Source organism: Bacteroidota bacterium, assembly GCA_038746285.1.
Taxonomy (GTDB): Bacteria; Bacteroidota; Rhodothermia; order Rhodothermales; family JANQRZ01; genus JANQRZ01.
Genome location: JBCDKT010000039.1, coordinates 1 through 24,934 on the forward strand (window position 1 = coordinate 1; position 24,934 = coordinate 24,934).

Annotated in this window: 24 protein-coding genes; 11 read left to right on the top strand and 13 right to left on the bottom strand. The window is 69.0% G+C overall.

Going from position 1 to position 24,934, the window contains the following annotated elements; translation table 11 throughout:
- Positions 1 to 72: 72 nt before the first annotated feature.
- Together AAGI91_12440 and AAGI91_12445 are read left to right on the top strand one after the other, a co-directional pair.
- Entirely contained in the window at positions 73 to 762 is a 690-nt protein-coding gene (locus AAGI91_12440) for a gamma-glutamyl-gamma-aminobutyrate hydrolase family protein (protein ID MEM1043423.1), read from the top strand.
- An 86-nt stretch (positions 763 to 848) separates the two neighbouring features.
- Positions 849 to 2,678, top strand: coding sequence for a hypothetical protein (locus AAGI91_12445; GenBank protein ID MEM1043424.1), 1,830 nt, complete (start codon positions 849 to 851; stop codon positions 2,676 to 2,678).
- A gap of 93 nt (positions 2,679 to 2,771) precedes the next feature.
- Here AAGI91_12445 and AAGI91_12450 read toward each other — a convergent pair whose 3' ends face one another.
- The 6 genes from AAGI91_12450 to AAGI91_12475 all read right to left on the bottom strand — a co-directional run bounded on the left by AAGI91_12450 (position 2,772) and on the right by AAGI91_12475 (position 10,673).
- Positions 2,772 to 3,344, bottom strand: a complete 573-nt coding sequence (locus AAGI91_12450; GenBank protein ID MEM1043425.1) for an MOSC domain-containing protein — start codon at positions 3,342 to 3,344, stop codon at positions 2,772 to 2,774.
- Complete coding sequence (gene ppk1, locus AAGI91_12455) at positions 3,341 to 5,632, bottom strand: polyphosphate kinase 1 (GenBank protein MEM1043426.1); 2,292 nt, start codon at positions 5,630 to 5,632, stop codon at positions 3,341 to 3,343. Before ppk1 ends, AAGI91_12450 begins: the two co-directional genes overlap by 4 nt.
- 306 nt (positions 5,633 to 5,938) lie before the next feature.
- Positions 5,939 to 7,846 (bottom strand): DNA primase, encoded by a 1,908-nt coding sequence (gene dnaG, locus AAGI91_12460; GenBank protein ID MEM1043427.1) that lies wholly within the window; start codon positions 7,844 to 7,846, stop codon positions 5,939 to 5,941.
- Positions 7,847 to 7,910: 64 nt separating this feature from the next.
- Complete coding sequence (locus tag AAGI91_12465; protein ID MEM1043428.1) at positions 7,911 to 8,399, bottom strand: MOSC domain-containing protein; 489 nt, start codon at positions 8,397 to 8,399, stop codon at positions 7,911 to 7,913.
- An 83-nt stretch (positions 8,400 to 8,482) separates the two neighbouring features.
- The gene (locus tag AAGI91_12470) at positions 8,483 to 9,982 is read right to left on the bottom strand and encodes a carboxypeptidase regulatory-like domain-containing protein (GenBank protein ID MEM1043429.1); all 1,500 of its coding nucleotides are present in this window, start codon (positions 9,980 to 9,982) and stop codon (positions 8,483 to 8,485) included.
- 262 nt (positions 9,983 to 10,244) lie between these two features.
- A complete protein-coding gene (locus AAGI91_12475; protein MEM1043430.1) occupies positions 10,245 to 10,673 on the bottom strand; it encodes a hypothetical protein in 429 nt (142 codons plus the stop codon).
- A 4-nt stretch (positions 10,674 to 10,677) separates the two neighbouring features.
- Here AAGI91_12475 and AAGI91_12480 point away from each other — a divergent pair, with 4 nt between their 5' ends.
- From AAGI91_12480 to AAGI91_12510, 7 genes are all read left to right on the top strand, one after another.
- Positions 10,678 to 10,806, top strand: coding sequence for a hypothetical protein (locus AAGI91_12480; protein MEM1043431.1), 129 nt, complete (start codon positions 10,678 to 10,680; stop codon positions 10,804 to 10,806).
- Between the two features lie 176 nt (positions 10,807 to 10,982).
- Complete coding sequence (locus tag AAGI91_12485; GenBank protein ID MEM1043432.1) at positions 10,983 to 11,450, top strand: OsmC family protein; 468 nt, start codon at positions 10,983 to 10,985, stop codon at positions 11,448 to 11,450.
- Between the two features lie 100 nt (positions 11,451 to 11,550).
- The gene (locus AAGI91_12490) at positions 11,551 to 12,612 is read left to right on the top strand and encodes a hypothetical protein (protein ID MEM1043433.1); all 1,062 of its coding nucleotides are present in this window, start codon (positions 11,551 to 11,553) and stop codon (positions 12,610 to 12,612) included.
- Between the two features lie 70 nt (positions 12,613 to 12,682).
- The gene (gene egtB, locus AAGI91_12495) at positions 12,683 to 14,029 is read left to right on the top strand and encodes an ergothioneine biosynthesis protein EgtB (GenBank protein MEM1043434.1); all 1,347 of its coding nucleotides are present in this window, start codon (positions 12,683 to 12,685) and stop codon (positions 14,027 to 14,029) included.
- A gap of 39 nt (positions 14,030 to 14,068) precedes the next feature.
- Positions 14,069 to 15,055, top strand: coding sequence for an L-histidine N(alpha)-methyltransferase (gene egtD, locus AAGI91_12500; GenBank protein MEM1043435.1), 987 nt, complete (start codon positions 14,069 to 14,071; stop codon positions 15,053 to 15,055).
- Between the two features lie 29 nt (positions 15,056 to 15,084).
- Complete coding sequence (locus tag AAGI91_12505) at positions 15,085 to 15,846, top strand: ROK family protein (protein ID MEM1043436.1); 762 nt, start codon at positions 15,085 to 15,087, stop codon at positions 15,844 to 15,846.
- Positions 15,847 to 15,947: 101 nt separating this feature from the next.
- The gene (locus tag AAGI91_12510; GenBank protein MEM1043437.1) at positions 15,948 to 16,295 is read left to right on the top strand and encodes a nuclear transport factor 2 family protein; all 348 of its coding nucleotides are present in this window, start codon (positions 15,948 to 15,950) and stop codon (positions 16,293 to 16,295) included.
- 16 nt (positions 16,296 to 16,311) lie between these two features.
- On the opposite strand, the gene AAGI91_12515 is transcribed toward AAGI91_12510, so the two are convergent.
- The 3 genes from AAGI91_12515 to AAGI91_12525 form a co-directional block, all read right to left on the bottom strand.
- Complete coding sequence (locus tag AAGI91_12515; GenBank protein ID MEM1043438.1) at positions 16,312 to 16,845, bottom strand: SPOR domain-containing protein; 534 nt, start codon at positions 16,843 to 16,845, stop codon at positions 16,312 to 16,314.
- A gap of 61 nt (positions 16,846 to 16,906) precedes the next feature.
- Positions 16,907 to 17,635: a deoxyribose-phosphate aldolase gene (deoC, locus tag AAGI91_12520; protein MEM1043439.1), complete on the bottom strand. Its 729-nt coding sequence runs from the start codon at positions 17,633 to 17,635 to the stop codon at positions 16,907 to 16,909.
- Between the two features lie 455 nt (positions 17,636 to 18,090).
- Positions 18,091 to 19,476, bottom strand: coding sequence for a sigma-54 dependent transcriptional regulator (locus tag AAGI91_12525; GenBank protein MEM1043440.1), 1,386 nt, complete (start codon positions 19,474 to 19,476; stop codon positions 18,091 to 18,093).
- Between the two features lie 183 nt (positions 19,477 to 19,659).
- On the opposite strand from AAGI91_12525, the gene AAGI91_12530 reads away from it, so the two are divergent.
- A complete protein-coding gene (locus AAGI91_12530) occupies positions 19,660 to 20,028 on the top strand; it encodes a hypothetical protein (GenBank protein MEM1043441.1) in 369 nt (122 codons plus the stop codon).
- A gap of 126 nt (positions 20,029 to 20,154) precedes the next feature.
- A complete protein-coding gene (locus tag AAGI91_12535; protein MEM1043442.1) occupies positions 20,155 to 20,424 on the top strand; it encodes a hypothetical protein in 270 nt (89 codons plus the stop codon).
- Positions 20,425 to 20,684: 260 nt separating this feature from the next.
- On the opposite strand, the gene rlmB is transcribed toward AAGI91_12535, so the two are convergent.
- From rlmB to AAGI91_12555, 4 genes are read right to left on the bottom strand one after another with little or no spacing between them, the layout of a single operon-like run.
- Positions 20,685 to 21,461: a 23S rRNA (guanosine(2251)-2'-O)-methyltransferase RlmB gene (gene rlmB / locus AAGI91_12540; GenBank protein MEM1043443.1), complete on the bottom strand. Its 777-nt coding sequence runs from the start codon at positions 21,459 to 21,461 to the stop codon at positions 20,685 to 20,687.
- The gene (locus AAGI91_12545; protein ID MEM1043444.1) at positions 21,454 to 22,866 is read right to left on the bottom strand and encodes an aminotransferase class V-fold PLP-dependent enzyme; all 1,413 of its coding nucleotides are present in this window, start codon (positions 22,864 to 22,866) and stop codon (positions 21,454 to 21,456) included. The genes rlmB and AAGI91_12545 overlap by 8 nt, the downstream gene beginning before the upstream one ends.
- Positions 22,863 to 23,957: a TlpA disulfide reductase family protein gene (locus tag AAGI91_12550; protein MEM1043445.1), complete on the bottom strand. Its 1,095-nt coding sequence runs from the start codon at positions 23,955 to 23,957 to the stop codon at positions 22,863 to 22,865. Before AAGI91_12550 ends, AAGI91_12545 begins: the two co-directional genes overlap by 4 nt.
- Positions 23,954 to 24,919, bottom strand: coding sequence for a prolipoprotein diacylglyceryl transferase family protein (locus tag AAGI91_12555; GenBank protein MEM1043446.1), 966 nt, complete (start codon positions 24,917 to 24,919; stop codon positions 23,954 to 23,956). Before AAGI91_12555 ends, AAGI91_12550 begins: the two co-directional genes overlap by 4 nt.
- Between the last annotated feature and the right edge of the window lie 15 nt (positions 24,920 to 24,934).

Sequence of the window (24,934 nt, forward strand, 5' to 3'; positions counted from 1 at the left end):
CCCCACTCTCCCCACTCTCCCCACTCTCCCCACTCTCCCCACTCTCCCCACTCTCCCCACTCTCCCCGCCCCATGCGCCCGCGCATCGGTATCACGACCTCACTCAACGATGGGGAGCAGCGGCTCGACCGGCGCTACGTGCTGGCGGTGGAGCGCGCAGGCGGCCTGCCGCTGATCGTGCCGATGCTGGAGACCGACGACGCGGCGGAGGCGTTCGCTGCGCTGCTCGGCGGACTCGTCGTCACCGGCGGCCCGGCGGTCACGGACGGCCTAGTGGGGACGCTTCCGGCCGACATCGAGGAAACTGCCCCGGCTCGTCTCGCGTCTGACACCCGGTTGCTCGCCTCCTTCCTTACGGCCCGTCGCCCCGTGCTCGGCATCTGCTACGGGATGCAACTCGGCAACGCCCTTGCCGGCGGCACGCTCTACGCCGACGTGGAGGCACAGCAGGCGGGGGCCGCCGCGCACAGCCAGAAGCGCGGTGCTGCCGACCACCCCATTGTCCTCGAATCCGCTAGCTACCTCGGCCAGCTGCTCGGCCCCGAACCCCTCTCGGTGAACACGCGACACATCCAGGCCGTAGAAGCGCTCGGATCCCGCCTCCGGGTGGCGGCTCGCGCACCCGACGGCGTCGTGGAAGCCATCGAGAGCGACGACGGCCTGTTCGTCGGCGTGCAGTGGCACCCGGAGCGGATGGGCGCGTCGATGACCCCGCTGTTCCGCGATCTCGTCCAGAAGGCCAGCCGCTCGGCCTCGGCCTAACTTTTGATGCACCGAGCACCCGATTCCCCACCGCACGACCGTTTTCTTCCCGTCAGGCTCTCCCTCTCTAGGCCCTCCCCAACCTCATGTCAGACGTTCCTTCTGAGCCCCCCCGCCCCGCCAAGCGCTCGGTCGCCGACTACCTCACCGACCCGAGCGCGCGCCGCATCGAGTGGCTAGCCCTGCTGTTCCTCGTCGCCTTCGGTGTGTTCGCCCTCGTGATTACGCGGGCCGACCTCGTCGCTCAGGACGTGCCGCCGAGCGCGCAGACCGACGAGGAGCCCACCGAGCCCGGGGTCGCCGAGCCCGTCGTGCGCGGGCCGTTCACGTTCGCGTCGCTCGACATCCACCCGGACCGGACCTACGCCTCCTACCTCTCGAACGCGTTCATCCAGTCGGCCGACTCCAGCTCGGAGGACGTAACGCTCGACGACTTCCGCGCCCAGCTCGACATCTACGAAAAGCGCCAGGGCGTCGACGACAACTTCTCGATCCGCGTCCTCGACAACCGGACGGCGCAGACGCTGGAGGTCTTCACGCTCCGCGAGATGCGCGACCGCTACGAAGAGACCGGCGAGGCGAACTGGGACGTCGTTGACCAGGCGCGGCGCGGGGCGACCAACCAGCTCGTCCGCAAGTGGGTCGCGCGCGGCGTCCCTAAGCCCGCCGTCTCGATCCGCTGGGGCCGCGCCAACCAGGTGCAGGAGGCCCGCGGGCGCGACACCCCGACGATCGAGTACGAGGTCCGCTACGCTCGCCAGCTTGGCCTGAGCCTGCTCGCGACGGAGATCGGGACCGTCGAGACGTTCAACCAGGACTGGATGGTCTCGCCCGTCGGCGCGCGTGGCCGGTACCAGATGATGCCGGACATCCTCGACCTGTTCGACGTGAACACGTACGCGCTCCCGGCGCAGGCGGGCACGGTGGACGTGCGCGAGGAGCTCAACCCGCTCCTCTCGCTCCAGGGCTCGTTCCTGCTCGTGCGCGGCTACGCCAACGCAGTCGGGCACGAGATCCCCGGCGTCTCGGCCTACCACACCGGCCCGGGCAACATCTTCCACCTCTACCAGACCTTCCTTCGCGCCAACGCCGGCGAAGAAAATCTCCCCAGCAAGAGCGTCACCGACGCCTACATGTGGGGCGTCACCGACGGCTTCACGCGCGTCCGCAAGCAGTCGTCCTTCGGGCCACACTCGCGGGCCTACGTGCTCCAGGCGTACGGCTCACTCCGCGCCGTCGAGGACCTGGAGATCGACCCCGACCGGACGCTCAAGACCGAGCAGGTCAGCCTCAGGCCCGGAGTCAGCGTCACGCTCCGCGACCTCCTCGGCGCGCTCGAGCCGCACGGCGGCCGCCTCGACTGGGGCCCGGACAACGACTACCCCAACCTCTACAGCCGCTTCCGGGCGATCAACCAGCACGTGAAGCTCCCGGTCTCGGGCAGCGAGGAGACGGTCGGCGTGCCCGTGGCGGGCAACGTCACGCTCACGCGCGCCGTCGACGGCAAGCGCGTCCGCTTCTTCCTCCCCTACGGGGCCTCGGAGGTGCTGACCCAGATCGGGAACGACCTGCTCGACGAGGAGGCGATGATCCGGTTCGACGAAGACGTGTTTGCCGACCCGGCCCGGACCGGCGAGCAGACGCAGTACGACCGCGCCTACGAGCGCCTTGTGCAGGACACCGGCCGCTTCGGGTTCAGCACGGCCAACAAGCGCCGCCTCGACGCGCTCCACACGCGCTTCCAGCAGCTCGCCGCCGACAACCCGACGCCGTACCGCCGGGCGCAGGCCAAGATCATCACGATCCACCGCCGGACGTGGGGCACAGCCGCGTTCCGCGAGCTAGCGGCGACCGTGGACAACGTCCTCGCCTCACGGGCCGCACCTACGTCGGCCGCGACGGCGACCACGCCGTAGCCGGCCATCGAGGATTATGTCACCGTAGGGGCTTGGTTAATACTGTAGGGGCTTGGTTAATCAAGCCCCTACGCGTTTTCATGCCGAGTGGCATCAATCCGCGATGCGCTCGATCCGGTCGCCGAGGCGGATCGTGCCGCCGCGCTCGACGACGAACAGAGCCCCTCGGTACCGCTGCTGCCGGACGACGGCGAAGGCTTCGGGGCTGGTCCGCTCGCGGAAAACGGAGCACGGGCGGTGCGCACGCTCAGACCGGGCCAGCACCACCTCCTCCCCCACCCGCACCCGGTCGCCCGGTTCGAGGGCGGCGAGGTCGAACCCTTCGGTGATGAGGTTGTCGCCGACGACGATGGGATCGACGCCGAGCACGCGGAGGGTGTCGAGCGCGACGGCCGACACCTCGCGGCCGGGGACGTGCTTGCCGAGGTAGAACGACTTGCGCCCGTGGTCGCCCGCGAAGCCTTTGCCCGGCACCGCCTGGACCGACTCGCGCTCGGCGTGCTCGTGCGGACGCGGGGTCTCGACCAGCATTGCCACGCGACCGGACGGCCCGAGGCGGTGCTCGTCCAGCTCCGCCACCCACGCCTCGACGACCGCGAGGTCCGGGTTCGACGGGACCGGCGCGGGACGCTCCGACACGCGACTGCCAATACCCGATTCGCTCATAGGTCCCACGGCGGATCTTCCTCGACGGCGCGCTGGAGGGCGCGGTCCATCAGCACGTCGTGGAAGGCGCGGACGGTGTCCTCGCCGGGCGTGCGCTGCGTGTAGAGGCCGTCGGCACCGAGGTCCCACGCGAGGCGGTTGTCCCGGAGGCAGAACTTCAGCGTCCGCTTGAGCCGCCCCTGCACCTCCGGGTCCTCGATCGGCACGGCCACCTCGACGCGGTCTTCGAGGTTGCGGCGCTGCCAGTCGGCGCTGGAGAGGAAGTAGCGCGGGGCGCCGTTGTTGCCGAAGTAGTAGATCCGGCTATGCTCCAGGAAGCGGCCGACGACCGAGAGGACGCGGATGTTCTCCGAGAAGCCAGGGAGACCGGGCCGGAGGCGGCTGTGGCCGCGCACGATGAGGTCGATCTTGACGCCGGCCTGCGAGGCGGCGTAGAGTTCGCGGATCATCACCGGGTCGTCGAGCGCGTTCATCTTGCAGATGATGCGCCCGTTGCCGTTCGCCTGCTGGTGCTCGGTCTCGGCGTGGATCATCTCGATGAACGCCGGGCGCATGCGGCGCGGGGCGACGAGGAGCTTCTGGTAGCTCTGCTCGGGTGCGTAGCCGGTGAGGTAGTGGAAGAGGTTGACGAGGTCCGAGCCCACGGCCGGGCTCGCTGTCAGCAGGCCGAGGTCGGTGTAGAACCGGGCCGTGGTCGGGTTGTAGTTGCCGGTCGAGATGTGGCTGTAGGTCCGCAGCCCGCCGGCCTCCTCGCGCACGACGAGCGTCGTCTTGGCGTGCGTCTTGAGCCCGACGAGGCCGTAGGTGACGTGGACGCCCGCCTTCTCCAGGAGCTGCGCCATCTCGATGTTTCGCTCCTCGTCGAAGCGCGCCTTGAGCTCGATCAGGACCGCGACCTGCTTGCCCTCTTCGGCCGCCCGCCGGAGCGCGGCCACGACCGGGGAGTCGCGGCTCGTCCGGTAGAGCGTCAGCTTGATGGCCAGCACCGCCGGGTCCGAGGCCGCCTCCTCGATGAAGCGGAGCGTCGAGGCCGCGAACGACTCGTAGGGGTGGTGCACGAGGAGGTCGCCCTTGCGGATGGAGGCGAACATCGTAGCCTGGTCCTCGCTCTCGCCCTCGTGCCGCAGCCGGATCGGGGTGATCGGCTCCCAGGGCTTGTACTGGAGGCGCGGCAGCGGGAGGTCGGCCAGGTCCATGAGGTCGGCGAGTTCGAGGAGGCCGTCGGAGACGTAGACGTCTTCCTCTTCTAGTTCGAGCTCGCGCACGAGGAGGGTCCGCACCGTGGCGGGCATCGCCGCCTCGACTTCGAGCCGGACGACGTCGGCGAAGCGGCGCTCGCGGACCTCGTCGGAGATCATCGCCAGCAGGTCGTCAGCCTCCTCCTCGTTGCGGCGCACGTCGGCGTTGCGCGTGATCCGAAAGGCGCTCACCGCGACCACCTCCATCCCCCGGAACAGCTCGCCGACGTTGGCGCGGATGATCTGCTCGACGGGGACGAAGTGGTGGGTCTCGCCGGGGATCGTGATCCAGCGGCCCCGCGAGATGGGGACCTTGAGCCGGGCGAAGTGCTCGGTCCCGCGCGTCGGGTGGCGGAGCATCACCGCCAGCGAGAGCGAGAGGTTCGAGATGAACGGGAACGGGTGGCCGGGGTCGACCGCGAGCGGGGTGAGGATCGGGAAGATGTGGGTGTGGAAGTAGGCGTCGAGCGCGGCCTGCTGCTCGGCCGAGGTGTCGTCGTAGTCGCGCACCACGATCCCGGCCTCTTCGAGCGACGGGCGGAGGCCCTCCTCCCAGACCTGGATGATGGTCTCGTACATCGGCCCGAGCGCCGCCTGCACGAGGTCGAGCTGCTCGGCCGGGGTCCGGCCGTCGGGCGAGAGCGAGCGGACGCCGGCGGCCTCCTGCCGCTTCAGCCCGCCGACGCGCTTGCGGAAGAACTCGTCGAGGTTGTTGGCCGTGATGGCGAGGAAGCGAAGCTGCTCCAGCTTCGGCGTTCGCGCGTCGAGGGCCTGGGCGAGCACGCGGGCGTTGAAGTCGAGCCAGCTCAGCTCGCGGTTGAAGTAGAGTTCCGGCTGCGTGAGGTCGGCGTCCTCGGCCACGGGCTGCGGCTCGACGGCGCGGGGCACGGCGAAGTCCCACGCCGGCACGGCCGGCTCGACGCGCACGCCCGGCACCGCCACCTCCGAGGTCGGCCCGGCGGCCCCGTCGCCGCTCGGGGCCTCCGCTGCCGGGTCGGCGTCGGTCGTCAGCGGGGCGGCTTCCTGCGCGGGTTCAGGGGTCTTGGACATAACGGCGGGCCTCGTCGGGTGGGAGCGGCAACATACGACACGGTGGGACGGGGGGGCGCCTGCGGCGCGGAATGGGAGGAATGGGAGGAATGGGAAGTTCGGCGTGGAGAGCAGGGAGGGAATGAAGGGATGAACAGGAGCACAGAGGGTGGAGCCTGGACCGCTATCCTCGACCCTCCATCTTCCATCCTCCCGCTTAGCGCGCGTTGGCGCGGAGCGCGAGGGTCTCGTTAACTTTCTCGGCTTTTCTTTCCACCCCTCCCACCCCTCCCACCCCTCCCACCCCTCCCACCCCTCCCACTCACCCTACGCCGACGCCTCGCTGCCCCACTCCAGGAACTCGCGCCGCTCGATCTGCCCTTTGAGCTGCTGGAGCTGTTGCATCTCCCGCTGCAAGTCAGTCAGGTCCTCCCCGGCCTGCTCGGCGGCGTAGGTCTTGCGGACGACGAGGTCGATAGCCTCGCCGACGCGGTCGAGCTTGAGGAGCGTCATCGCGCTCGCGGCCGACTCGTAGGGTTCGCCGTTGAGTTCGGGCACGCCGACCCCGGCCAGCTTCTGCCAGTTCTGCGAGACCGCGTGCCGGTCCACGAGCACGCCGGCGGCGATCTGCTGCACCGCCGGCCCGAACGCGCCGCCAACGAACGCCTCGCGGTCGATGGGGCCGGCCTCGTACTGCTTCAGGAGGTGCTGGACGAGGTCGCGCACCGGTCCTTCGGAGAACTCGTCGAGCCCCATGCGGCCGAGGACGTGCTCGACCATCGGGCGGCCGTGCTCCAGCATCAGCCGGACGAGCGCGCCCTCCTCGGGCCGCATCTCGAAAAAGACCGGCGTCGGCCCGTCGTCCTCCGGCAGCGGCGGCTCGGGGCGAGGCACCGAGCGCGGCGTGCTCGCCCCGCTCTTGACGAGGTCGCGGAACTGCATCCGCAGGTGGATGTCCGGCACGCCGAGCTGCTCGGCCGCGACGCGGATGTAGCCGTCCTGCGCCACCGTGTCGGGAATCTGGGCGACCGAGTCGAGGACCGAGCGCGCCGCCTCGGCCTGGCCCTCGGGGGTGCTGAGCGTCCCGGCCCGCCGCGCGGCGGCGACCTTGAAATGCACGAAGCTCTGGCGGTGCTTCTGGAGGTAGTTGCGGAAGGCCTCGCCGCCGAACTGCTGCACGAACGAGTCCGGGTCCGAGCCCTCGGGGAGTGCGACGACGTAGGCCGCGAGCCCTTCGCGCAGGATAAGGTCGATGCCTCGGAGCGCGGCGGCGGCCCCGGCTGAGTCGGCGTCGTAGAGCAGGAGGACGCGCTTGGCGTAGCGCCCGAGCGCCTTCACCTGCTCCGGCGTGAGCGCCGTCCCGCTGGAGGCTACCACATGCTCGACGCCTGCTTGGTGGAGCGAGATCACGTCGGTGTAGCCCTCGACGAGGATCACCTCCTCCTCGCCCCGGATGGCCTGCTTGCCCTGGAACAGGCCGTAGAGCACGCGGCTCTTGCTGTAGACCCGCGTCTCGGGCGAGTTGATGTACTTCGGCGGGACGTAGTCGCCGGTCGGCGGCGCGCTGTCGGGGAGGACGCGCCCGCCGAAGCCGAGGACCTTGCCGACGTGCGAGAGGATTGGGAACATAGCCCGCTCGCGGAAGCGGTCGTGGAAGCCGTCGCCGTTTTTGTTCGGGAGCACGAGGCCGGCCGCGTCGAGCACCTCGGGCTTGACCTGGGCCGCCTCAGCGGCTTTCAGCAGTCCGTCCCACGCGTCGGGTGCGAAGCCGAGCCCGAACTTTTTGATCGTCTCCGGCGAGAGACCGCGCCCTTCGAAGTAGGCCAGCCCGCGCTGCCGGCCGGTGTCGGTGCGGGTGAGCTGCTCGTAGTACCACCGCGCCGCGAAGCGGAGGGCGTGCAGCGCCGACTCCTTCTCGTCGGCGTGCGGGTCGCCCGCGCCCTCCTCGGGCAACTCGATCCCCGCTTTCTCGGCGAGCATCCGCACGGTCTCGACGAACCCCAGCCCCTCGACCTCCATCAGGAACGAGTAGACGTTCCCGCCCTTCCCGCAGCCGAAGCACTTGAAGATGCCCATCGACGGGTTGACGTTGAACGACGGCGTCTTCTCGTTGTGGAACGGGCAGAGCCCCTTGAAGTTGGAGCCGGCCTTTTTGAGCCGCACGTAGTCGCTCACCACGTCCACGATGTCGGTGGCGGCTTTGACCTCTTCGACCTTGTCGTCGGGGATGCGCATGGGAAGGCTCCTGCGGAGCCTGCGGTTGGGGCGACTGAGGAGTACGCGCGGGGCGGCGCTGCGTTCACACCGGCCGGACCGCGTCGCCGACGCGGAGCGTGCCTTCGGTCAGCACCTCGGCGCGGAGGCCGCCGCGCCGGACGAGGGCGTCGAAGATCGCCTCCTGCCCGGTCACGCGCACGAGGTACTTGCAGGGCGCGCAGACCCGCACGCCGCACAGCCGCACCGCGCCGACGGTGAAGACCTGCTTCTTCCACTCGGCCAGCGGCACGCCGCGCACGACGAGGTTGCGCCGGTGCTCCCCCGCCGAGAGGTGCACCCCGAACTCGGCCTCGGCCGCGGCGAGCGCGTCGGCGTCGATGAGGGTCACCTCGCGGAGCGGTCCGGGCCAGCGGCTGAACGCGCCCTCGCCCTTCCAGTAGCGGTCCCCCTCCAGCCCGCGCCCCGGCACGGCCCGCACGGCCTCGACCGACTGCACCGGGGCCTTCGCTGTGGGCGCGATGAAGATCGCTTCGAGCGCGCCCGCTTGGGCCGGATTGCCTGGTGAGGTCATGCCGCAACATACGCCCCACAAAAAAGCCGCCCAGTCTGCGCGAGACCGGGCGGCCAGAGCCACGGCGTCCTACCCCCGAAGGCTCAGAAGTCTTCCGTGACGAGGTCTTGCGTCAGCCCCTCGCCGAGCGGGGAGCGCGTGAGCTGCAAGTTGCCGTTGGGGCTGCTGACGCTGATCGTGATCGTCTCCACCTCGGGCGGCAGCGGGAGGTCGTCCTCGCCCTCCTCGTCGCCCTGCACGACGGCAAACGTGAACCGCGTCGTCCCGCTCCCCGGGCAGAGGTAGTCGCCGAGGACGACGTTGACGTCGCCGACGGCCTCGACGTTCACGCCGTCGGCAGCGACGGTGATCACGGAGCCCGGGGCGAGCGGGTGGCCGAAGAGGTCGGACACCGTGTAGCGGTACCCCTGGAGTTCCAGCCCTTCGGTTACCAGGTCTATCGTCGTCTCCGCAGAGAACAGGATCAACCCGTTGGTCTCGATCTGCTCCTGGTTCATGTCTGCGGTGCTGGCCGTGATCACCCCGTAGCCTCGGGGGTCGGCGTCGGGGCAGGCGGCGGGCGGCGTGCCCGCGTTGAAGGGGGGAGCCGAGAGCAGCGTGACACTGGCCTGCCCGAGTGCATTGGTTTGGGCGGCCCCTTCGATGATGCCCGTGCTCGTCGTGAAGTAGACCGCAGTCCCAGGCTGCACCGGGTTCGCGTAGATGTCCCCGACGACCGCCTCGACGGTCCTCGAAACGTTCAGAACCTCGTAGCCCGGAACGTTACGCTCCGCGATGCCGATGCCGAAGTGGGCCTGGTCCGGCAGGCCGCCGGTGATCGTGATGATGACGGGAAGCGAGGCGATCTCGACGCCGTCGCTGTTGGTCGCGGTGGCGCGGATCTGGACCGTCCCAGCGACGGTGCCGCTGGAGAGCGTGGTCTGGACCCGGCCCGAGGCGTTGGTCTCGTCGCTCGCGGGCGCGAGGAACTCACCACCGCCGGGACCGCTAGCGATCGCAAAGTTGACGGTGATAGCGTTGTCCGTGTCGACTGGGTTGCCGAAGGCGTCGAGCACGACGAACGTGAGCGTCGCGGTCTCGTCGGCTCCCGCGCTTCGGACGGCGATGGTCGTCGAGGAGCGGTCGACGAGCGTGATGCTGGCCCCGGGGCCGGAGCCTTCGTCCGCGCCGTCATCGACGCCGCCGCCGGTGTCCCCACCGCCGCCGTCGTTGCCGCCGTCGTCCTCGCTGTTTCCCCCGAGTCGGGTGAGCACGATCGAAGGCACCGGGGTGACCTGGTCGATGAAGACGGTGACGCTGCGCGGCGAGGCTTCCACGAAGTCGTCGGCGAACACGCCGAGGGCGATGACCGTCCCCGAACTGTCCACCTGAAGGTCGAGCGCGTAGTTACCCGACCCGTCCGTGACGGTCGAAGCGCCGAACTCCGCCGCGACGACGTTGGCGCCGCCAATGGCGCTTCCGCTGCTGTCGGTCACGCGTCCGGAGATCGTAGCGGTGCCGCTCTCGTCGGTCGAGTCGCAGCCGGCGACGAGCACGCCGAGCAGCAGCGTGCAGGGCAAGAGAAAGCGAGATAGGGTATGCATGGAAGGAGGCGTCTTGGGCTAGGACAAGGCGGAGGGGGTGATTCGCACCGCCGTGGGGGTGGACATCGGCCCGGACCCCGATGGGGCGGACCATAGGGCGTATCGTCCGCCAGAAGACCAACCTTTATCCGCCGCGCCATTTCTCTTCCCCCGCGTCGCACCTCGTGCCCCAGGACCACGCAAAAACGCGCAGGAGCAGCCGTCCAGCCGCTCCTGCGCGTCGGTCTGTCTTCGCTGCGCGCCTGGCCCGACGCAGCGCTGGCTAGAACAACGCCTGCTCGAACACGTCTTCCACGGACACGGTGCGGATCGCTTCGCGGCCGATGCCGAGTGGGTACTGCTGGATCACCTCATACTCGACCATGATCTCGCTGGGCTTGGGCGCGTTGTAGGTGATCGGCGACGGGGTGTCCTTGGCGAGGCGCGCGGGGAGGTCTTCGGCGTCGGGGGTGACGACGACGAGCGCCAGGCCGTCGGTCCGCAGGTGCTCACGCAGGACGTAGTTCACGTCGTCGAGCGTGAGCGCCTGGAGCCTCTTGCGGACGAACTCCGCAAACGGCGGGTTGGCGTAGAACCGCGAGTCGAGCGCGTAGCCGATCTGACGCCCCTGGCTCTGGGTGAGCACGTTGACGTACTTCAGGAGGTAGTTGCGCGTGGCCTCGAAGTCGCCCTCGGTGAGCCCGTCGCGCACTAGCTTGTCGGGCTCGTACTTCGCCGCCCGGACCGCGAAGCGGGTCTGCTCCGGCGGCACCGGACTGAGCCAGATCGTCAACGGCGCGCAGCGGCAGTTCGACTACGTCCGCCAGGTGCAGGAGCAGGGCTAAGCGCTTTCCGCCCGCTAGACTTTCCGAGGCTCGCAGCCGGTGGGGCTGCAAGCCTTTCTTGTCGTACAACTCTCGAGGCCCGAGTGTGGCCAGGCGGTTTGACCGCATCGTGAAGCGCGGCAGGGCCGGCAGCAGTAGCTTGCAACCCGTCCTTTGCTCACCGTCTCCCTGTCTTCATGGAACCGTCCCTCCCCGCCGACTTCGCCGAGGTCTTCGACCACCGCGTCACGGTCCACACGCCCACCTCCGGCTTCCGCAGCGGCGTTGCCATCCGCCAGCACGCGCTCGTCGCCGACGAGCCCGAGGAGGTCGGCGGGACCGACCAGGGGCCGACGCCCTACGACCTCCTCGGGGCCGCCCTCGGGACGTGCACCGCGATGACGCTCCGGATGTACGCCGACCGCAAGAAGTGGCCGCTCGAAGGCGTCACCGTCCAGGTCGAGCACGACCGCCTCCACGCCCAAGACTGCGCCGAGTGCGAGACCGAGGAGGGCCACATCGACCGCCTCCGCCGTACCCTCACCCTCGACGGCCCGCTCTCGGACGAGCAGCGCACCCGCCTCGTCGAGATCGCCGACCGCTGCCCCGTCCACCGCACCCTCGAAGGCGAGATCGTGATCGAGACCGGCGTAGCCGGGGCGTAGCGCGCTACGACGCCACGGCGTAAAGGCGAGCGGCGCTTCTGCCGATGTCCTGCGTACGCTAAGCCCTGTGGCTGCCTTCCTGGACTCTACGCTCACTGCCATGCGCTGCTCCCAGATCCTGCTCCTCGCCTGCCTCGCTCTCGCCGCCTGCGACACGGCGGCAACGGATCCACCGCCTGGTGACGAGGCCCCGGTCCCGCGTGGCTCGCGGGTCCTCACTATCCAGATTGTCGAAGCCGAGGTCGAGTCCTACGACGAGGCGCTGAGCGTAGCCGAAGACCTCGGGGCCGAAGCGGTGACGCTCTCGCTCACCTGGCAGCGCCTGGAGCCCGAGCCGGGCACGTTCGACCTCAGCCTGCTCGACGTGGCCGAGAGCTACTTCCCCGCCGCCGGGCTCAAGCTCGACCTCATGATCGGTCCCGTCGATACGAACAACGACGTCCGGCCCAGTGACTTGCAGGACCTGCCCTTCGACCATCCCGAAGTGATCGGCCGGTTCGAGGCGCTTCTAGACGCCGCGCTTCCCCGCATCCCGAGCGTGGAGCTGACGTTCCTCGCCCTCGGGAACGAAGTCGACGCCCTCCTCGCCGACGCCGACGCGTGGGCCGCCTACACGGTCTTGTACGAAGCCGCCGCCGAGCGCGCCCGTGCGCTACGTCCCGGCACAGACCTGGGCGTCAAGGTGACCTCGGACGGGCTGACGGGCGGCACGCGGGCGCTCGCCCAGAGGCTCAACGCCGGCAGCGACGTCGTCCTGACCACCTACTATCCGCTCGCCGACGACTTCACGGTCCGCCCGCCGACCGTCGTGCGTGCCGACTTCGACGCCATCGCAGCAGCCTATCCCGACCGGCCGGTGTACCTAGCCGAGGCCGGCTACCCGGCCAGCCCGCAGTGCGAGAGTTCGGACGCGATGCAGGCGGCGTTCGTCCGCGAGCTCTTCCGCGCGTGGGACGACCACGCCGACCAGTTCCGGGGCATCTCGTACTCCTTCCTGACAGACTTCTCGCCTGCCTCGGTCGGCGAGTTTGAGGTGTACTACGGCATCTCGGACGAGCGCTTTCTCGGCTTTCTGGGCAGCCTCGGCCTTCGCAGCTACGACCGGAGCGAGCGGCCGGCCTTCGCCGTTTTCCGTGACGAAGCGGCAGCCCGAGGGTGGTAAGGGCCTGCGAAGGCAGAACGCACGGCACGGTGCGGCGTAGGACTCCCGTCTCTTCCCCCTCTCCGCTCCCATGCCTATCCTCACCCCTGACGCTGCCGTCTCGCGCAACGCCTACCTCGCGCTCCCGCTCGCCGAGCAGTACCGCGCGGTCCGCGCCTTCACCGAGCACCTCACCGAGCCGCTCACGACCGAGGACTACGTCGTCCAGTCGATGGCGGACGTGAGCCCGACGAAGTGGCACCTCGCCCACACGACGTGGTTCTGGGAGACGTTCGTCCTCCGCGAATACGCCGAGGACTACACGCTCCACGACGAGGCCTACCCGTTCCTCTTCAACTCGTACTACGTCCAGGCGGGCGAGCGCCACTGCCGGGCGCAGCGCGGCTACCTCTCGCGCCCCACCGTCGACGAGGTCTTCGCCTTCCGCGCCCACGTCGACGAGGCGATGCTCCGCCTCCTCGACGGGCTGCCGGGCGACGACGACTCGGCGCTCGGCGAGGTCGTGCGCGTGGGGCTCAACCACGAGCAGCAGCACCAGGAGCTGATGGTGACGGACATCAAGCACGTCTTCTCTGTCAACCCGCTCCGTCCGGCCTACCGCGAGCGGTCGGTGACGCCTGCCCCGGACCCCGGCGCGGTGCAGTGGGTCGCCTTCGACGCGGGGCTCCACGAGATCGGCTACCTACCGGAGCGCGACGGGCCGTTTACGTTCGACAACGAGACGCCGCGCCACCGGGCCTTCGTCGAGGCGTTCGCGCTCGCCGACCGGCTCGTGACGTGCGGCGAGTTCATGGACTTCATGGCCGACAGCGGCTACGAGCGCGCCCCGCTCTGGCTCTCCGAGGGCTTCGCGGCCGTCCAGGCCAACGGGTGGTCCGAGCCGTTCTACTGGGAACGGCGCGACGATGGGACCGGCGGCGGTCCCCAGTGGCACCACTTCACGCTCGCCGGGATGCGGCCTGTCGATCCCCACGCGCCCCTCACGCACATTTCGTACTTCGAGGCCGACGCCTTCGCCCGCTGGGCCGGGGCGCGCCTCCCGACGGAGTTCGAGTGGGAGGTCGCCAGCGAGGGCGTCCCGATGACCGGCAACTTCGCCGAGGACGACGTGCTCCACCCGGTGCCGCCGGAGCCGGACGCACCAGGCGGCGACGGGGCCCCGGCCGCGCCCCGGCTGCGCCAACTCTTCGGCGACGTGTGGGAGTGGACCCGGAGCCAGTATTCTCCGTACCCCGGCTACAACCCGCTCCCCGGCGCGCTCGGCGAGTACAACGGCAAGTTCATGTCGAACCAGTTCGTGCTGCGCGGCGGAAGCTGCGCCACGAGCCGCACGCACGTCCGCCGGACCTACCGCAACTTCTTCCCCGCCGACGCGACGTGGCAGTTCACCGGCCTCCGCCTGGCGAAAGACCGCTAGGTCCAGTTTCTAGTTTTCAGTTCCTCGTTTCTGCTTCCCATGCCCACTCCTCCCGCTACCGCTTCCCCTCAACGAGAAACCAGAAACGAGAAACTAGAAACGGAACGCGAGGCGTTTCTCCGCGATGTCATCGCCGGCCTGTCCGCCTCGCCCAAGTCACTCCCCTGCAAGTATTTCTACGACGAGATCGGCTCCGTCCTCTTCGACCAGATCACAGAGACCGAGGAGTATTACCCGACTCGGATGGAGCTTGCGATCATGCAGGCGCACGTCGACGAGATGGCAGCGCAGATCGGGCCGGGCGCAGTGCTCGTCGAGTACGGCAGCGGGTCGAGCCTCAAGACGCGCGTCCTACTCGACCATCTCGGCAGCCTCGCGGCCTACGTCCCGATCGACATCTCCGGCGAGCACCTCTTCTCCGTCGCCGAGCAGCTCCGGGCGGCCTACCCCGACCTTCCCATCCTTCCTGTCGCCGCTGACTACACGGCCGCCTTCGACCTGCCCGACCTGCCCGCGGGCAAGCGCGTCGTCTACTTCCCCGGCTCGACGATCGGCAACTTCGACGAGGCCCAGGCGGCGGCGTTTCTGGACCAGGCGGCCCGCATCGCCGAACCCGGCGGCGGCCTCCTGATCGGCGTAGACTTGAAGAAAGACCCGGCCGTGCTCGAGGCGGCCTACGACGACGCAGCCGGCGTCACCTCAGCCTTCAACCTGAACCTCCTCGACCGGATCAACCGCGAACTCGGTGGCACGTTCGACCGGGACCGGTTCGCGCACCGGGCCGTCTGGAATGAGGACAAGAGCCGCATCGAGACGTATCTCGTCAGCCTCCGCGACCAGACCGTTGAGGTAGACGGTAAGACGTTCCGCTTCGGCGAAGACGAGGCGATGCACACAGAGAACTCGCACAAGTACACGGTTGAGGGCTTCGCGGCCTTCGCGGCGCGGCACGGGCTCGCGGTGCGGCAGTGCTGGACCGACCCGGCCGACCTCTTCAGCGTGCAGTATTTCGAGGTGGGGGCGTAGCTTCTTCCCTCGCACGCACCGCTCGAGGGATGGCCAAAAAGAAGAAGCCGAAGATCGTGCTCGGTCTCGACATCGGCGGGACCGGGATCAAGGGAGCCCTCGTCGACACGCGCACGGGCGAGCTCGTCGCCCGACGCCACCGCATCCCCACGCCGCAGCCGGCCACGCCGAAGGCGGTCGCCCGGACGGTGGTCGAGATCGTGGAGCACTTCAAGTGGCAGGGCCGGATGGGCTGCACACTCCCGGCCCGCGTCCGAGGCGGCGTCGCCGAGACCGCCGTCAACATCGACGAGGCGTGGGTCGGAAAGAAAGCGGCCAAGCTGTTTGGCAAAAAGACGGGCCTCCGGGTCTGCCTCCTCAACGACGCCGACGCCGCAGGTCTGGCCGAGGCGCGCTTCGGTGCCGGTAAGGGCAAGAGCGGCACGGTCGTCGTCCTCACCTTCGGCACGGGCGTCGGCAGCGTGGTGATCGTCGACGGCACGCTCGTCCCCAACACCGAGTTCGGCCAACTCTGGCTCAAGGGCACGACGCTCGAAAAGTGGTCGGCCAACTCGGTCCGCGAGCGGGAATCCCTGTCATGGGAGGCCTGGGCCGAGCGCGTGCAGGACGCCCTCGACCACATCGAGTACGTCATCGCCCCGGACCTGATCGTCATCGGCGGCGGCGTGAGCAAGCCGCACCGCTGGCAGGAGTACGGCAAGCTCCTCAGGACCGACGCGAAGCTGGTCCCGGCGCGCCTCGCAAACGAGGCCGGCATCATCGGGGCCGCGTGGTACGCCCGGAAAGGATAGGCTGGATTGCAGAGGACCGGTTAGTTGGGAGTCGCGGCACTTCTCGCGGCAGCGGAGGTTTCACCGCATGCCTCTCCTCTCGCTTGTCTCTCCTCTCGATCATGTCATTTTTCGACCGCCTCCGCCAGCACCTCCTCGCCTCCGACGCCGACGCCCTGGCCGACCTCTACCAGAGTGACGCCGTGATGCTCTCCTTCGAGTTCGGTGCCAGGAGCGGACGCGACGCCATCCGCGACCAGTACGCCAACTTCCTCGACTTCCACGGCTCGATCTCGTCCGTCGAGGTCGACCGCCAGGCCGAGCACGGGAACGACCTCTTCGTCGAGTTCACGATGGCGAGCGAGCGCGGCACGTTCCAGCTCGTCAACGCCTTCGTGCTGGCGGACGGCCAGGCAACGCGGCACTTCTCGAACGTCATCCAGGGCGAAGTGGAGGCCGATGCCGCGTGACGGTCAGCGTAGTGGTCTACTCCTGGATAATCACCTGATCTGGGACGATGAACGCTTGCTGGAAGCGCCTCCGCACGAGCGGTAGCGCCGCCTCGGCTTCGCGCCGGTACTCGAACGCCCCGAGCCGGACCCGGTAGTACGGCCGGTTGAAGTCCACGTCCGCGTCGAGCCCCAGGGGCATCACCTCGACCGCGTCCAGGTCGTTCTGGACGACGCGCCACCAGCCGGTGGCCTCGTCGCGGATGTCTTCGGCGGCCCCCTTTTCCGCCGAGGAAAACACCTGGATCCGGTAGCCCTGCACGACGCGCGGCCCCGTGGTTTCGGGCATCGAGATCGTTCCCGCCATCAGCGCCTCCGGCACGTCGTGCTGGACCTCGGCGCTGGGTTCGGGCGGCTCCGCATCGTAGGATGACGGGTCGAAGGTCTCGTAGGCCGGGGGCCCTCGCTCGTCGTCGGGCGGAGGCGGCGTGGGATCCACGGTCTCCTGAGAGCCGCTGCACGCCATCAGGGCGAGCGCAGCGAAAAACGCGAAGGGGAAAGCTCTCGTCATAGGTTGCACGTTGTAGTTGAGACCGTCCACCGTCTTCTGTCCACCGTTCACTGTCCTCCGCTCAGTACCCGTCGCCGCCGGACGCCGTGCCCTGCACAATCGCCACCGACGCGCTCGCGCCGATGCGCGTGGCTCCGTGGGCAACCATCTCGCGGGCGTCTTCTATAGAGCGGATCCCGCCGGAGGCCTTCACGCCCATCCGGTCTCCCACCACGCGGCGCATGAGGGCCACGTCCTGCGGACTTGCCCCGCCGGTCGAGAACCCGGTCGAGGTCTTGACGAAGTCAGCCTCGGCGTTCTGCGCGAGGACGCAGGCGACGACCTTCTCTTCGTCGGTCAGGAGTGCGGTTTCGAGGATCACCTTGACGGTGGCTCGCCCTCCCGAGGCGTAGCGCGCCGCCTCGACGACGGCCCGGATGTCGGCCTCGACTTGGTCGTAGAGCCCGCTCTTGAGGAAGCCGACGTTGAGTACCATGTCGAGTTCGTCGGCTCCGTCACGGTAGGCTTGCTCGGCCTCGGCCGCTTTGACCGGTGCCCGGCTCGCGCCGAACGGGAAGCCGAGGACGGTGCAGACAGCCGACGTTGCGCCGCGCAGCATGTCGGCGGCGAGCGGGACGTAGCACGGGTTGACGCAGACGCTGGCAAAGCAGTAGGTCCGCGCCTCCTCGCAGAGCGACCGGATGGCGTCGGCCGTGGTCTCGGGCTTGAGGACCGTGTGGTCGATCATCCGCGCAATCGGCGGGGCGAGCGCGCACGCCTCCGACGCCGACCCGTTGGCTGAGGCCCGCATCCCGACGCGCGCCGCGCCGACGCCGAGCATCCGCTCCAGCGCCCGCTGGAGTTCGCCGGCCGAGACGCTGCCGGGCGTCCACCCGGCCAGCCGCCGTTCGAGTTCGTCCTGTTCCTGTTCGGTCACGTCGCCTGTTCTAGCTAGCGCAGGTTAGTTGTCTCAGGTGTGAGCGAACAAGTCCTCGGTAGCGTCTAGTCGCCGCCTTAGGTCACCACTGAGCGCACCTATGCGCTCGTTCAACTCAGCCAGGAAGATAGCGGCTGCGCCGACGACTTGGGCATCTAAATCGGGGTGCCCGCCCAGCACACGGGCAGTTCCCTCGGCCCTCTCCCACTCGCTTCGTGCCGGGGCCGGATTGTCTCCGAGCGAAGAGCTAGACATAATCGTCAGGGCGTCGTTGATGGGGTGTCAACGTTCGGAGCGGCTGCATGTTGCCGAGCCTGACCCGCAGTCTGTCACGCGCTCTCTAGCTCTTCGTCGAGGTTGTACTTGCGGCGCTTCTCCCAGAGCGTCTTCTTCGAGATGCCGAGGATGCGGGCGACCTCGGCGTAGGACGTGTCGGTCGTCGAGAGGATGTGGCGGATGTACTCGTGCTCCAGGTCTTCGAGCGAGCCGCCGCTGCGGAAGCGGAAGTAGCCGTCGGCCCCGGCGTCCTCGAAGCCCTCAGTCTTGAGCAGCGCGATGTCGCCCGAGTCGAGCGTAGCCCCGCGCGTAAAGATCATCGCGCGCTCGAGCACGTTGCGCAACTCGCGGACGTTACCGGGCCACGCGTGGTCGAGAAGTTTCTGCTCGGCGGCCTCGGTGAGGGTCTCGACGTTTCGCTTGAGCTCGCGGTTGAAGTGCTCGATCACCTCGTTCGCTATCAGGAGAATGTCCTTCCCCATCGTGCGCAGCGCGGGCAGGCGGAGCGAGACGATGTTGATGCGGAAGAAGAGGTCCTTGCGGAAGGTCTTCTCGGCGACGCTCTCCTCCAGGTTGGCGTTGGTCGCGCAGACGATCCGGGTGGCGACGCGGATGTCGTCGGTCCCGCCCACGCGGCGGAAGGTGCGGCTCTCGAGGAACGAGAGGAGCTTCGCCTGGAGCGGCATCGACATCGAGTCGATCTCGTCGAGGAAGAGCGTCCCGCCGTCGGCGATTTCGAGGAGGCCGAGCTTGCCGGCGCGCGCGTCGGTGAAGGCCCCCTTCTCGTAGCCGAAGAGCTCGGACTCGAGGAGGTTGTCCGGGAGCGCGGCGCAGTTGATCTCCATGAACCGGCCGGCGTTCCAGTCGGAGTTGTAGTGGATCGTCTTGGCGACGAGGTTCTTGCCGGTCCCGGTCTCGCCCCGGATGAGGACGATGGTATTTGGGATGTCCGAGAGCGTCTCGATCGTCTCGCGGACCTTCTCGATCTCCGGGCTCGTCCCGACGATCTTGTCTACCTCGTGGGCCTTCTTGCGCTCGCGCTTGATCTGCTTGAGTTCGACCTTGTCCGAGTAGAGGTCGAGCGCCTTTGCGAGCAGGGCGCGCATCTCCTCCAGGTTGACCGGCTTCTGGAGGTAGTGGAACGCCCCGAGCCGCATTGCCTCGACGGCCGTCTGCACCGACGAGTGCGCGGTCATCATGATGATCGGGACCGTGACGTCGCGCTCCCGGAGGGCTTCGAGGAGCTCGATGCCAGTCATCTGCGGCATCATGAGATCCGTCAGGACGAGGTCAGGGACCGCGCCGCCGTCGAGCTTTTCGAGCATCGCGACGGGACTGACGAACGCCTCGGCGTCGTAGCTGTCCCGGCGCAGGACGGTGGCGAAGAGTTCACCGATCTTGGGGTCATCGTCTACGATGTAGATTGCCTTGTTGCTCATCGCGGAGTGTGGTGGCTTAGGGCCTATGCTGCAGGGTAAGAGGGTCGGGACGACAGGGCCTGGAGATCAGACGCTATGAAAGATAAACCGTTTCCATTCGTAACCATCATCTTTCCAAAACCTGCCCGTCGCGGGTGATATTCCATTACCGTTGACAACCAAGCGTCACGCTGAACCGGTCTAATGCGTCTCTCCTTTTTGCTTATCGGCACCCTCGCGCTATTCTTTACTGCCTGCGAACCGGACGCCGTTCCGCTCCCCGTGCTGGACGTTCCCGACCTCCGCACGACGACGATTGCGGGGCTCGACTCCCTCGCCGGGGCCGAGGTCTCGGTGAGCGGTCGCGTGCTCGATCAGCCGGCCGGGACCCGCACCCTGGTGCTCGACGACGGGACCGCGCTGATCCGGGTGACGCTGCCCGAGACGCCGCCCGGCCTCGTCGGGCACCGCCTCTTCGTGCGGGGGACCGTGAGCGAGGACGGCGGCGAGCCGTTTCTCGACGCCGAGGAGTGGCTCTACGACTCGACGGCAGTCTCTGTCCGTTCGGACTAGGCAGGCAACCGTTCAGGCCGAAGCGTTTGATTGCGCGCAGCGCGAGGGCTATCGTTCCCTTGCAGCCGCACTACGCGGCGGTGGGGACAGCCCCGCAGGGCGCCCCGGACTTATCGGCCAGGACCTATGGAGTACACATCGGCTCACCTCTCCGAGAACTCCGGGGGAAACCCTCTCGAAGGACTCGTCAGCGAAGACATCTACCAGCGCCTCGTCGAGCACAACCTGCTGAGCGAGAAGGGCGTCCGCGACTTCCGCATCCGCGAGGCTTTCCGCGCGATGCGCCACCGGGACACCCCGGCCTACGAGGCCATCGAGGCGCTCCGCGAGGAGTATCCATACCTCCAGTTCGACACGATCCGCAAGATTGTTTACGGGCTGCGCAATAAGAAGTAGCCCGCGCCGTTTTAGCTACGAACCTCAAGGGGGAAGGGAGCCAGCCGGGCCCGCCCGAACGATGGGAGCCCGGCTGGTAAAGAAGAAGCGCGCAGAGGGTGGCATGGCACGCCCTCTGTGCGCTTCTTCGTTTGTTGTTGGGTTGCTCGCTCTCGGCTGTCAGCTTCTGGCTTTCGGGACTGCGCCAGGGCGCATCAGCGTCCTTCTGCTTTCAGCCCGGTGATTCACCGCCGGGCAGAGGTGGAGCCAACAGCCGAAAGCTAAGAGCCGATAGCCCCTCGCCCCCGCACCGCCGCGAACAGGGCAATCCCCGTCGCCACCGAGGCGTTGAGCGACTCCGCCGGTCCGCGAAGCGGAATCGAGACGAGGTAGTCGCACGCCGCGCGCACCCGAGAGCGCAGCCCTCTTCCCTCACTCCCGACCACGAGCGCGACGGGCCGGTCCCAGTCGAGCGTCCAGACGGTCTCCTCGCCCGCGCTGTCGAGGCCAGCGACCCAGTACCCGCGCTCTTTGAGTTGGAGGAGCGCGTCGGCGAGGTTGGTGACGCGGGCGACGGGGATGCGGGGCGCGGTGCCGGCGCTCGCCTTGAGCGTCGTCGCACTCAGCGGGGCCTGGTTCCGGTCGGGGACGATCACGCCGGAGGCCCCGGCGGCGACCGCGCTGCGCAGGATCGCGCCGAAGTTGTGCGGGTCCGAGATCTCGTCGAGCACGACGAGCACGGGCTGGGCCTCGCGCACCGCGTCCGGCGTCGGCGCAATCGCGTGCAGCATTGCTTCGAGGTCGGCGTAGTCGAGGGCCGCGGCGAGGGCGACGACGCCCTGGTGGGTCACGCCCGGCGCGAGGCTGCTCAGCTTCGCCTGCGGCACGAACTGCACCGGCACGTTCGCCGCCGCCGCCGCCCGCCGGACCTCTTCGAGCGCCCGCGTCGGGCTGCCCTTCGACTTGGCCAGGAGCACCTTCTCGATACTCCGCTCGCCGCGCTCCAGCGCCTCGCGGACGGGGTTGCGTCCGGCGATGATGCCCGTCGTGTCAGCCATGCAGGGCCTCCGTGCGCACGCGCCCGGCAACGTCTTCGAGGCGGTCGGTGAGGGTCCCGACGTAGTGCTCGTGCTCGGGCTTCATCAGAACCGAGCGCAGGATGCGAACGTGCCCGATGTCGGCTTCGAGGTCGGGAAAGCGGGTGCGGAGGGCTGCAGCAGGGACGCGGTAGAGGCTCAGGAAGACAGGGTCGTCTTCGTCCTGCATGGCGAGGTCGAACAGCCGCTGGCTCGCGGCGTCGACCGCCGAGAGCGTCGCCTCTTCGGTTCGCGGGAAAAAGGTGACGATGTCGAGCTCGGGCTCCAGGTAGAGGTCGAACGCGCTCGACGTATCCAGCCTGCCGGCGAAGGCGCGGGCGGCGCGGAGGCACGCGGTGAGGACCGGGCCGAGCCCATCGCCGGGGCGAAGCGGGAGGGCGCGGAGCGTAAGCCAGAGCGCCCCGGCCGCCGCGCCGGGCCGCGAGCATTCGAGCGAGATCTCGCCCAGGTGCAACTCGTCCGAGGTGAAGTAGGTGTAGGGCGAGTCGTGCCGGTAGAACCGCCCGACGCTGGGGTCGCGGAAGAGCACGCAGCCGCAGCCGTAGGGCTGCAGCCCGTGCTTGTGCGGATCGACGACGACGGAGTCGCACGCGGCGAGGGCGCGGAAGGCCTCGGCGGGGAAATCGCCGGGCGCCTCGCTCCCGGGCTGCGCCAGCAGGCTGAAGAACCCGCCGTAGGCTGCGTCGGCGTGGAGGCGGACGCCGTAGCGCTCGCGCAGCGCCAGCGCCTCGTGGATCGGATCGACCGACCCCAGCCCCGTTGTGCCCGGGGTGAGAACGACCGTCCCGACGCGGCCCGTCTTGAGTTCGGCTTCGAGCGCGCCCAGGTCGAGGTGCCCGCGCCCGTCCGTCGAAACCGTGACCGTGCGCAGGCCGAGGACTTCGGCCATCCGCCCGTGGGTGTAGTGGGCGTCGGCGCTAAAGGCGATGGCTTTGCCCGGATGGACGTGCCGCGCCACCCAGAGCGCTTCGAGGTTCGCCATCGTCCCACCGCCCGTCAGGTGCCCGAGGGTGTCGTCTGGAAGCCCGAACATCGCCGCGAGGTCGGCGACGACCTCTTTCTCCATCTGCCCCGTCGGCGGGCCGCCGTCGAGGGCGTGGTTGTTGGGATTGATCCGCATCGCCGCAGCGTAGGCCGCGACGGCGACCGGGTGCGGCGGCTTGAGCATCTGCCCGACGTAGCGCGGGTGGAAGAACGGGTAGTTGCCGCCGAGCCGGTCGAGGTACTCCCCGAGCGCGGCGTCGAGGCGGTCGGTGTCGACGGCCGTGGCGGGGTGCCGCTCGAACGGGCCGTACGAGGCCTCCCACTCGGTGACGCGCGCGAGCGCGCGCGCGACGAGGTCGGCAGTGTCGGGGTGCGTCTTCATTCTCCCAGCAGGCTTGCGAGCGTCCGCTCCAGGTTGGCCCCGCGCAGGTTCGTGCTCGACGTGATGAGAATCGTGCCGTCCGGCCCGACGAGGATGGGCTTCGGCACGGCGCGGACCTCGAACGCCTGCGCCATCCCGCCGCCGAACCCGTCGCCGTTCCAGACGTGGAGCCACGGCATCGGAAAGCGCTCGGCGCGGAAAGCCTCAACAATCGACGGACTGTCGTCCATCGAAACCGAGACGATCTCGAAGCCCCGGCCGGCGAAGCGCTCGTAGGCCGCGTGCAGGACGGGCATCTCGCGGATGCACGGCAGGCACCACTCGGCCCAGAAGTCGACGAGGTAAACGCTCCCGAGCAGCGAGGCGCGCGAGACGAGGGCGCCCCCGCCGAGGCGCGGCACGGCGAACTCGGGCACTGGCGCTCCGGGGCGCACCCGCGTCGCGTAGCGCTGGAACACGCCCCAGGCGATGAGGCCCGGCTCGGTCTCGTAAAACCGGTCGGTCTGGAGGAGGTCGAAGTAGCGCTGTGCCCGGCCCTCGCTCTGCGCCGCGTGCGCTGTTTCGAGGCCGTGCAGCAGGACGTAGGCTTGCACCGCCCGGTCGGGGTGCTGCTCGTAGATGCTGCGCCCGGCCTCGGCGGCAGCGCTCGGATCGGCGAGTGTGGCGAGGGCGAGGGCGCGCTTGACGAGCGCCGGCCGGTGCGACCACAGCGCGCCCGCCGGCCCGATGGCGTCGAGGGCCTGCATCCCGAGCGCCGCGTTTTTGTCGGCCAGGTCGGTCTCGACGGCGACGTAGCTCAGCAGCAGCGCCTGCCGCACGTCGGGGTCGGTCTCGGCCTCAACCGCGGCGGCGAGGCGGGCGTCGTCGGCCGCGAGGTCGAAGGGCGTGAGCGCCGCGCCGAGGGCCGCTTGCCGGGCCTCGGCCGGCTCTCCCTCGGTGGCGGCGAGCGCTTCGCGCCGGGCCGCCTCCACCCGCTCGCTGCGCGCGTCGAGGTCGCGGAGCACCTCGCTTCGCTCTGCCGAGTCGGCCTGCGCGAGCGCGGCGGGCGCGAGCAGCAGGGCGAGGAGACCAGCGAGGACGGGGCGTGTCATGACGTGGCCGGTACCGGGTCGGCGGCGCGGCGGCGCGTGGTGAGCGCCAGCCCAGCGGCCCCCGCGAGCACGATCAGGACCGCGATGAACTGCGCCTGCGACAGCCCGATCCACGACAGCTCCGGGTTGAGGCGGATCGTCTCGATCAGGAAGCGCTCGACGCCGTTAAAGACGAGGTAGAGCGAGAACAGCCAGCCCGCCTTGAACGGGTGCGTCCGCAGCGCCCACAGCACCCCGCAGAGGACGGCACCGAGCGCGAACTCGTAGAGCATGGTCGGGTAGACCCCCGTCGCGCCCTGGCAGACCTCGGTGGACATCCCGTTGCGCTCCATCTTGGCAATCGTGTCGGTCACCACGTCCACGTTGAGGATGTTACGCGGGAACGTCTCGCTCCAGAGGAAGCCGGGGATCCAGCCTGGCTTGTCGGCGAGGTTCGAGCAGATGCCCCAGTCGCCGTCACCCGAGAGGTAGCACCCGATCCGCCCGATGCCGTAGCCGAGGATCAGCCCCGGCGCGAGCGCGTCGGCGACGAGCGGGACGCGGAGGCCCTTTTTCTTGGCGTAGTAGGCAATCGCGAGGCCGGCGCAGATCAGCCCGCCGTAGAAGGTCAGCCCCGAGGTCGAGAACAGCATGCCGACCGGGTCGAGGACGAAGCGCTCCCAGTAGTCGACGATGTGGAACAGCTTCGAGCCGGCGACGCCGAAGACGGCCGCGAGCGTCAGCATCGTCCAGACCAGCACCGACGGGCTCGCCTTGACGGTCTTCACCCGTCCGTTCTTGCCCGGCTCTTTCACCTCCACCGCCTTCAGCCGACCGACCACGTAGAGCCGGTCCAGCTCCTTCCGCGTCAGCCACGCTGCCGTCAGGAGTGCGACGGCCACCATCAGCCCGAACGAGAACAGGGGAACGGGGAACTCGAACCCGAAGAGGTCGGGGAAGATGTCCGTGACGCGGGGATACATGGCGGAGGCCGACGG

Coding starts and splice junctions, on each gene's coding strand:
- AAGI91_12440 (MEM1043423.1), top strand. CDS start 73: ATGCGCCCGCGCATCGGTATCACGACCTCACTCAACGATGGGGAGCAG.
- AAGI91_12445 (MEM1043424.1), top strand. CDS start 849: ATGTCAGACGTTCCTTCTGAGCCCCCCCGCCCCGCCAAGCGCTCGGTC.
- AAGI91_12450 (MEM1043425.1), bottom strand. CDS start 3,344: ATGAGCGAATCGGGTATTGGCAGTCGCGTGTCGGAGCGTCCCGCGCCG.
- ppk1 (MEM1043426.1), bottom strand. CDS start 5,632: ATGTCCAAGACCCCTGAACCCGCGCAGGAAGCCGCCCCGCTGACGACC.
- dnaG (MEM1043427.1), bottom strand. CDS start 7,846: ATGCGCATCCCCGACGACAAGGTCGAAGAGGTCAAAGCCGCCACCGAC.
- AAGI91_12465 (MEM1043428.1), bottom strand. CDS start 8,399: ATGACCTCACCAGGCAATCCGGCCCAAGCGGGCGCGCTCGAAGCGATC.
- AAGI91_12470 (MEM1043429.1), bottom strand. CDS start 9,982: ATGCATACCCTATCTCGCTTTCTCTTGCCCTGCACGCTGCTGCTCGGC.
- AAGI91_12485 (MEM1043432.1), top strand. CDS start 10,983: ATGGAACCGTCCCTCCCCGCCGACTTCGCCGAGGTCTTCGACCACCGC.
- AAGI91_12490 (MEM1043433.1), top strand. CDS start 11,551: ATGCGCTGCTCCCAGATCCTGCTCCTCGCCTGCCTCGCTCTCGCCGCC.
- egtB (MEM1043434.1), top strand. CDS start 12,683: ATGCCTATCCTCACCCCTGACGCTGCCGTCTCGCGCAACGCCTACCTC.
- egtD (MEM1043435.1), top strand. CDS start 14,069: ATGCCCACTCCTCCCGCTACCGCTTCCCCTCAACGAGAAACCAGAAAC.
- AAGI91_12505 (MEM1043436.1), top strand. CDS start 15,085: ATGGCCAAAAAGAAGAAGCCGAAGATCGTGCTCGGTCTCGACATCGGC.
- AAGI91_12510 (MEM1043437.1), top strand. CDS start 15,948: ATGTCATTTTTCGACCGCCTCCGCCAGCACCTCCTCGCCTCCGACGCC.
- AAGI91_12515 (MEM1043438.1), bottom strand. CDS start 16,845: ATGACGAGAGCTTTCCCCTTCGCGTTTTTCGCTGCGCTCGCCCTGATG.
- deoC (MEM1043439.1), bottom strand. CDS start 17,635: ATGCGGGCCTCAGCCAACGGGTCGGCGTCGGAGGCGTGCGCGCTCGCC.
- AAGI91_12525 (MEM1043440.1), bottom strand. CDS start 19,476: ATGAGCAACAAGGCAATCTACATCGTAGACGATGACCCCAAGATCGGT.
- AAGI91_12530 (MEM1043441.1), top strand. CDS start 19,660: ATGCGTCTCTCCTTTTTGCTTATCGGCACCCTCGCGCTATTCTTTACT.
- AAGI91_12535 (MEM1043442.1), top strand. CDS start 20,155: ATGGAGTACACATCGGCTCACCTCTCCGAGAACTCCGGGGGAAACCCT.
- rlmB (MEM1043443.1), bottom strand. CDS start 21,461: ATGGCTGACACGACGGGCATCATCGCCGGACGCAACCCCGTCCGCGAG.
- AAGI91_12545 (MEM1043444.1), bottom strand. CDS start 22,866: ATGAAGACGCACCCCGACACTGCCGACCTCGTCGCGCGCGCGCTCGCG.
- AAGI91_12550 (MEM1043445.1), bottom strand. CDS start 23,957: ATGACACGCCCCGTCCTCGCTGGTCTCCTCGCCCTGCTGCTCGCGCCC.
- AAGI91_12555 (MEM1043446.1), bottom strand. CDS start 24,919: ATGTATCCCCGCGTCACGGACATCTTCCCCGACCTCTTCGGGTTCGAG.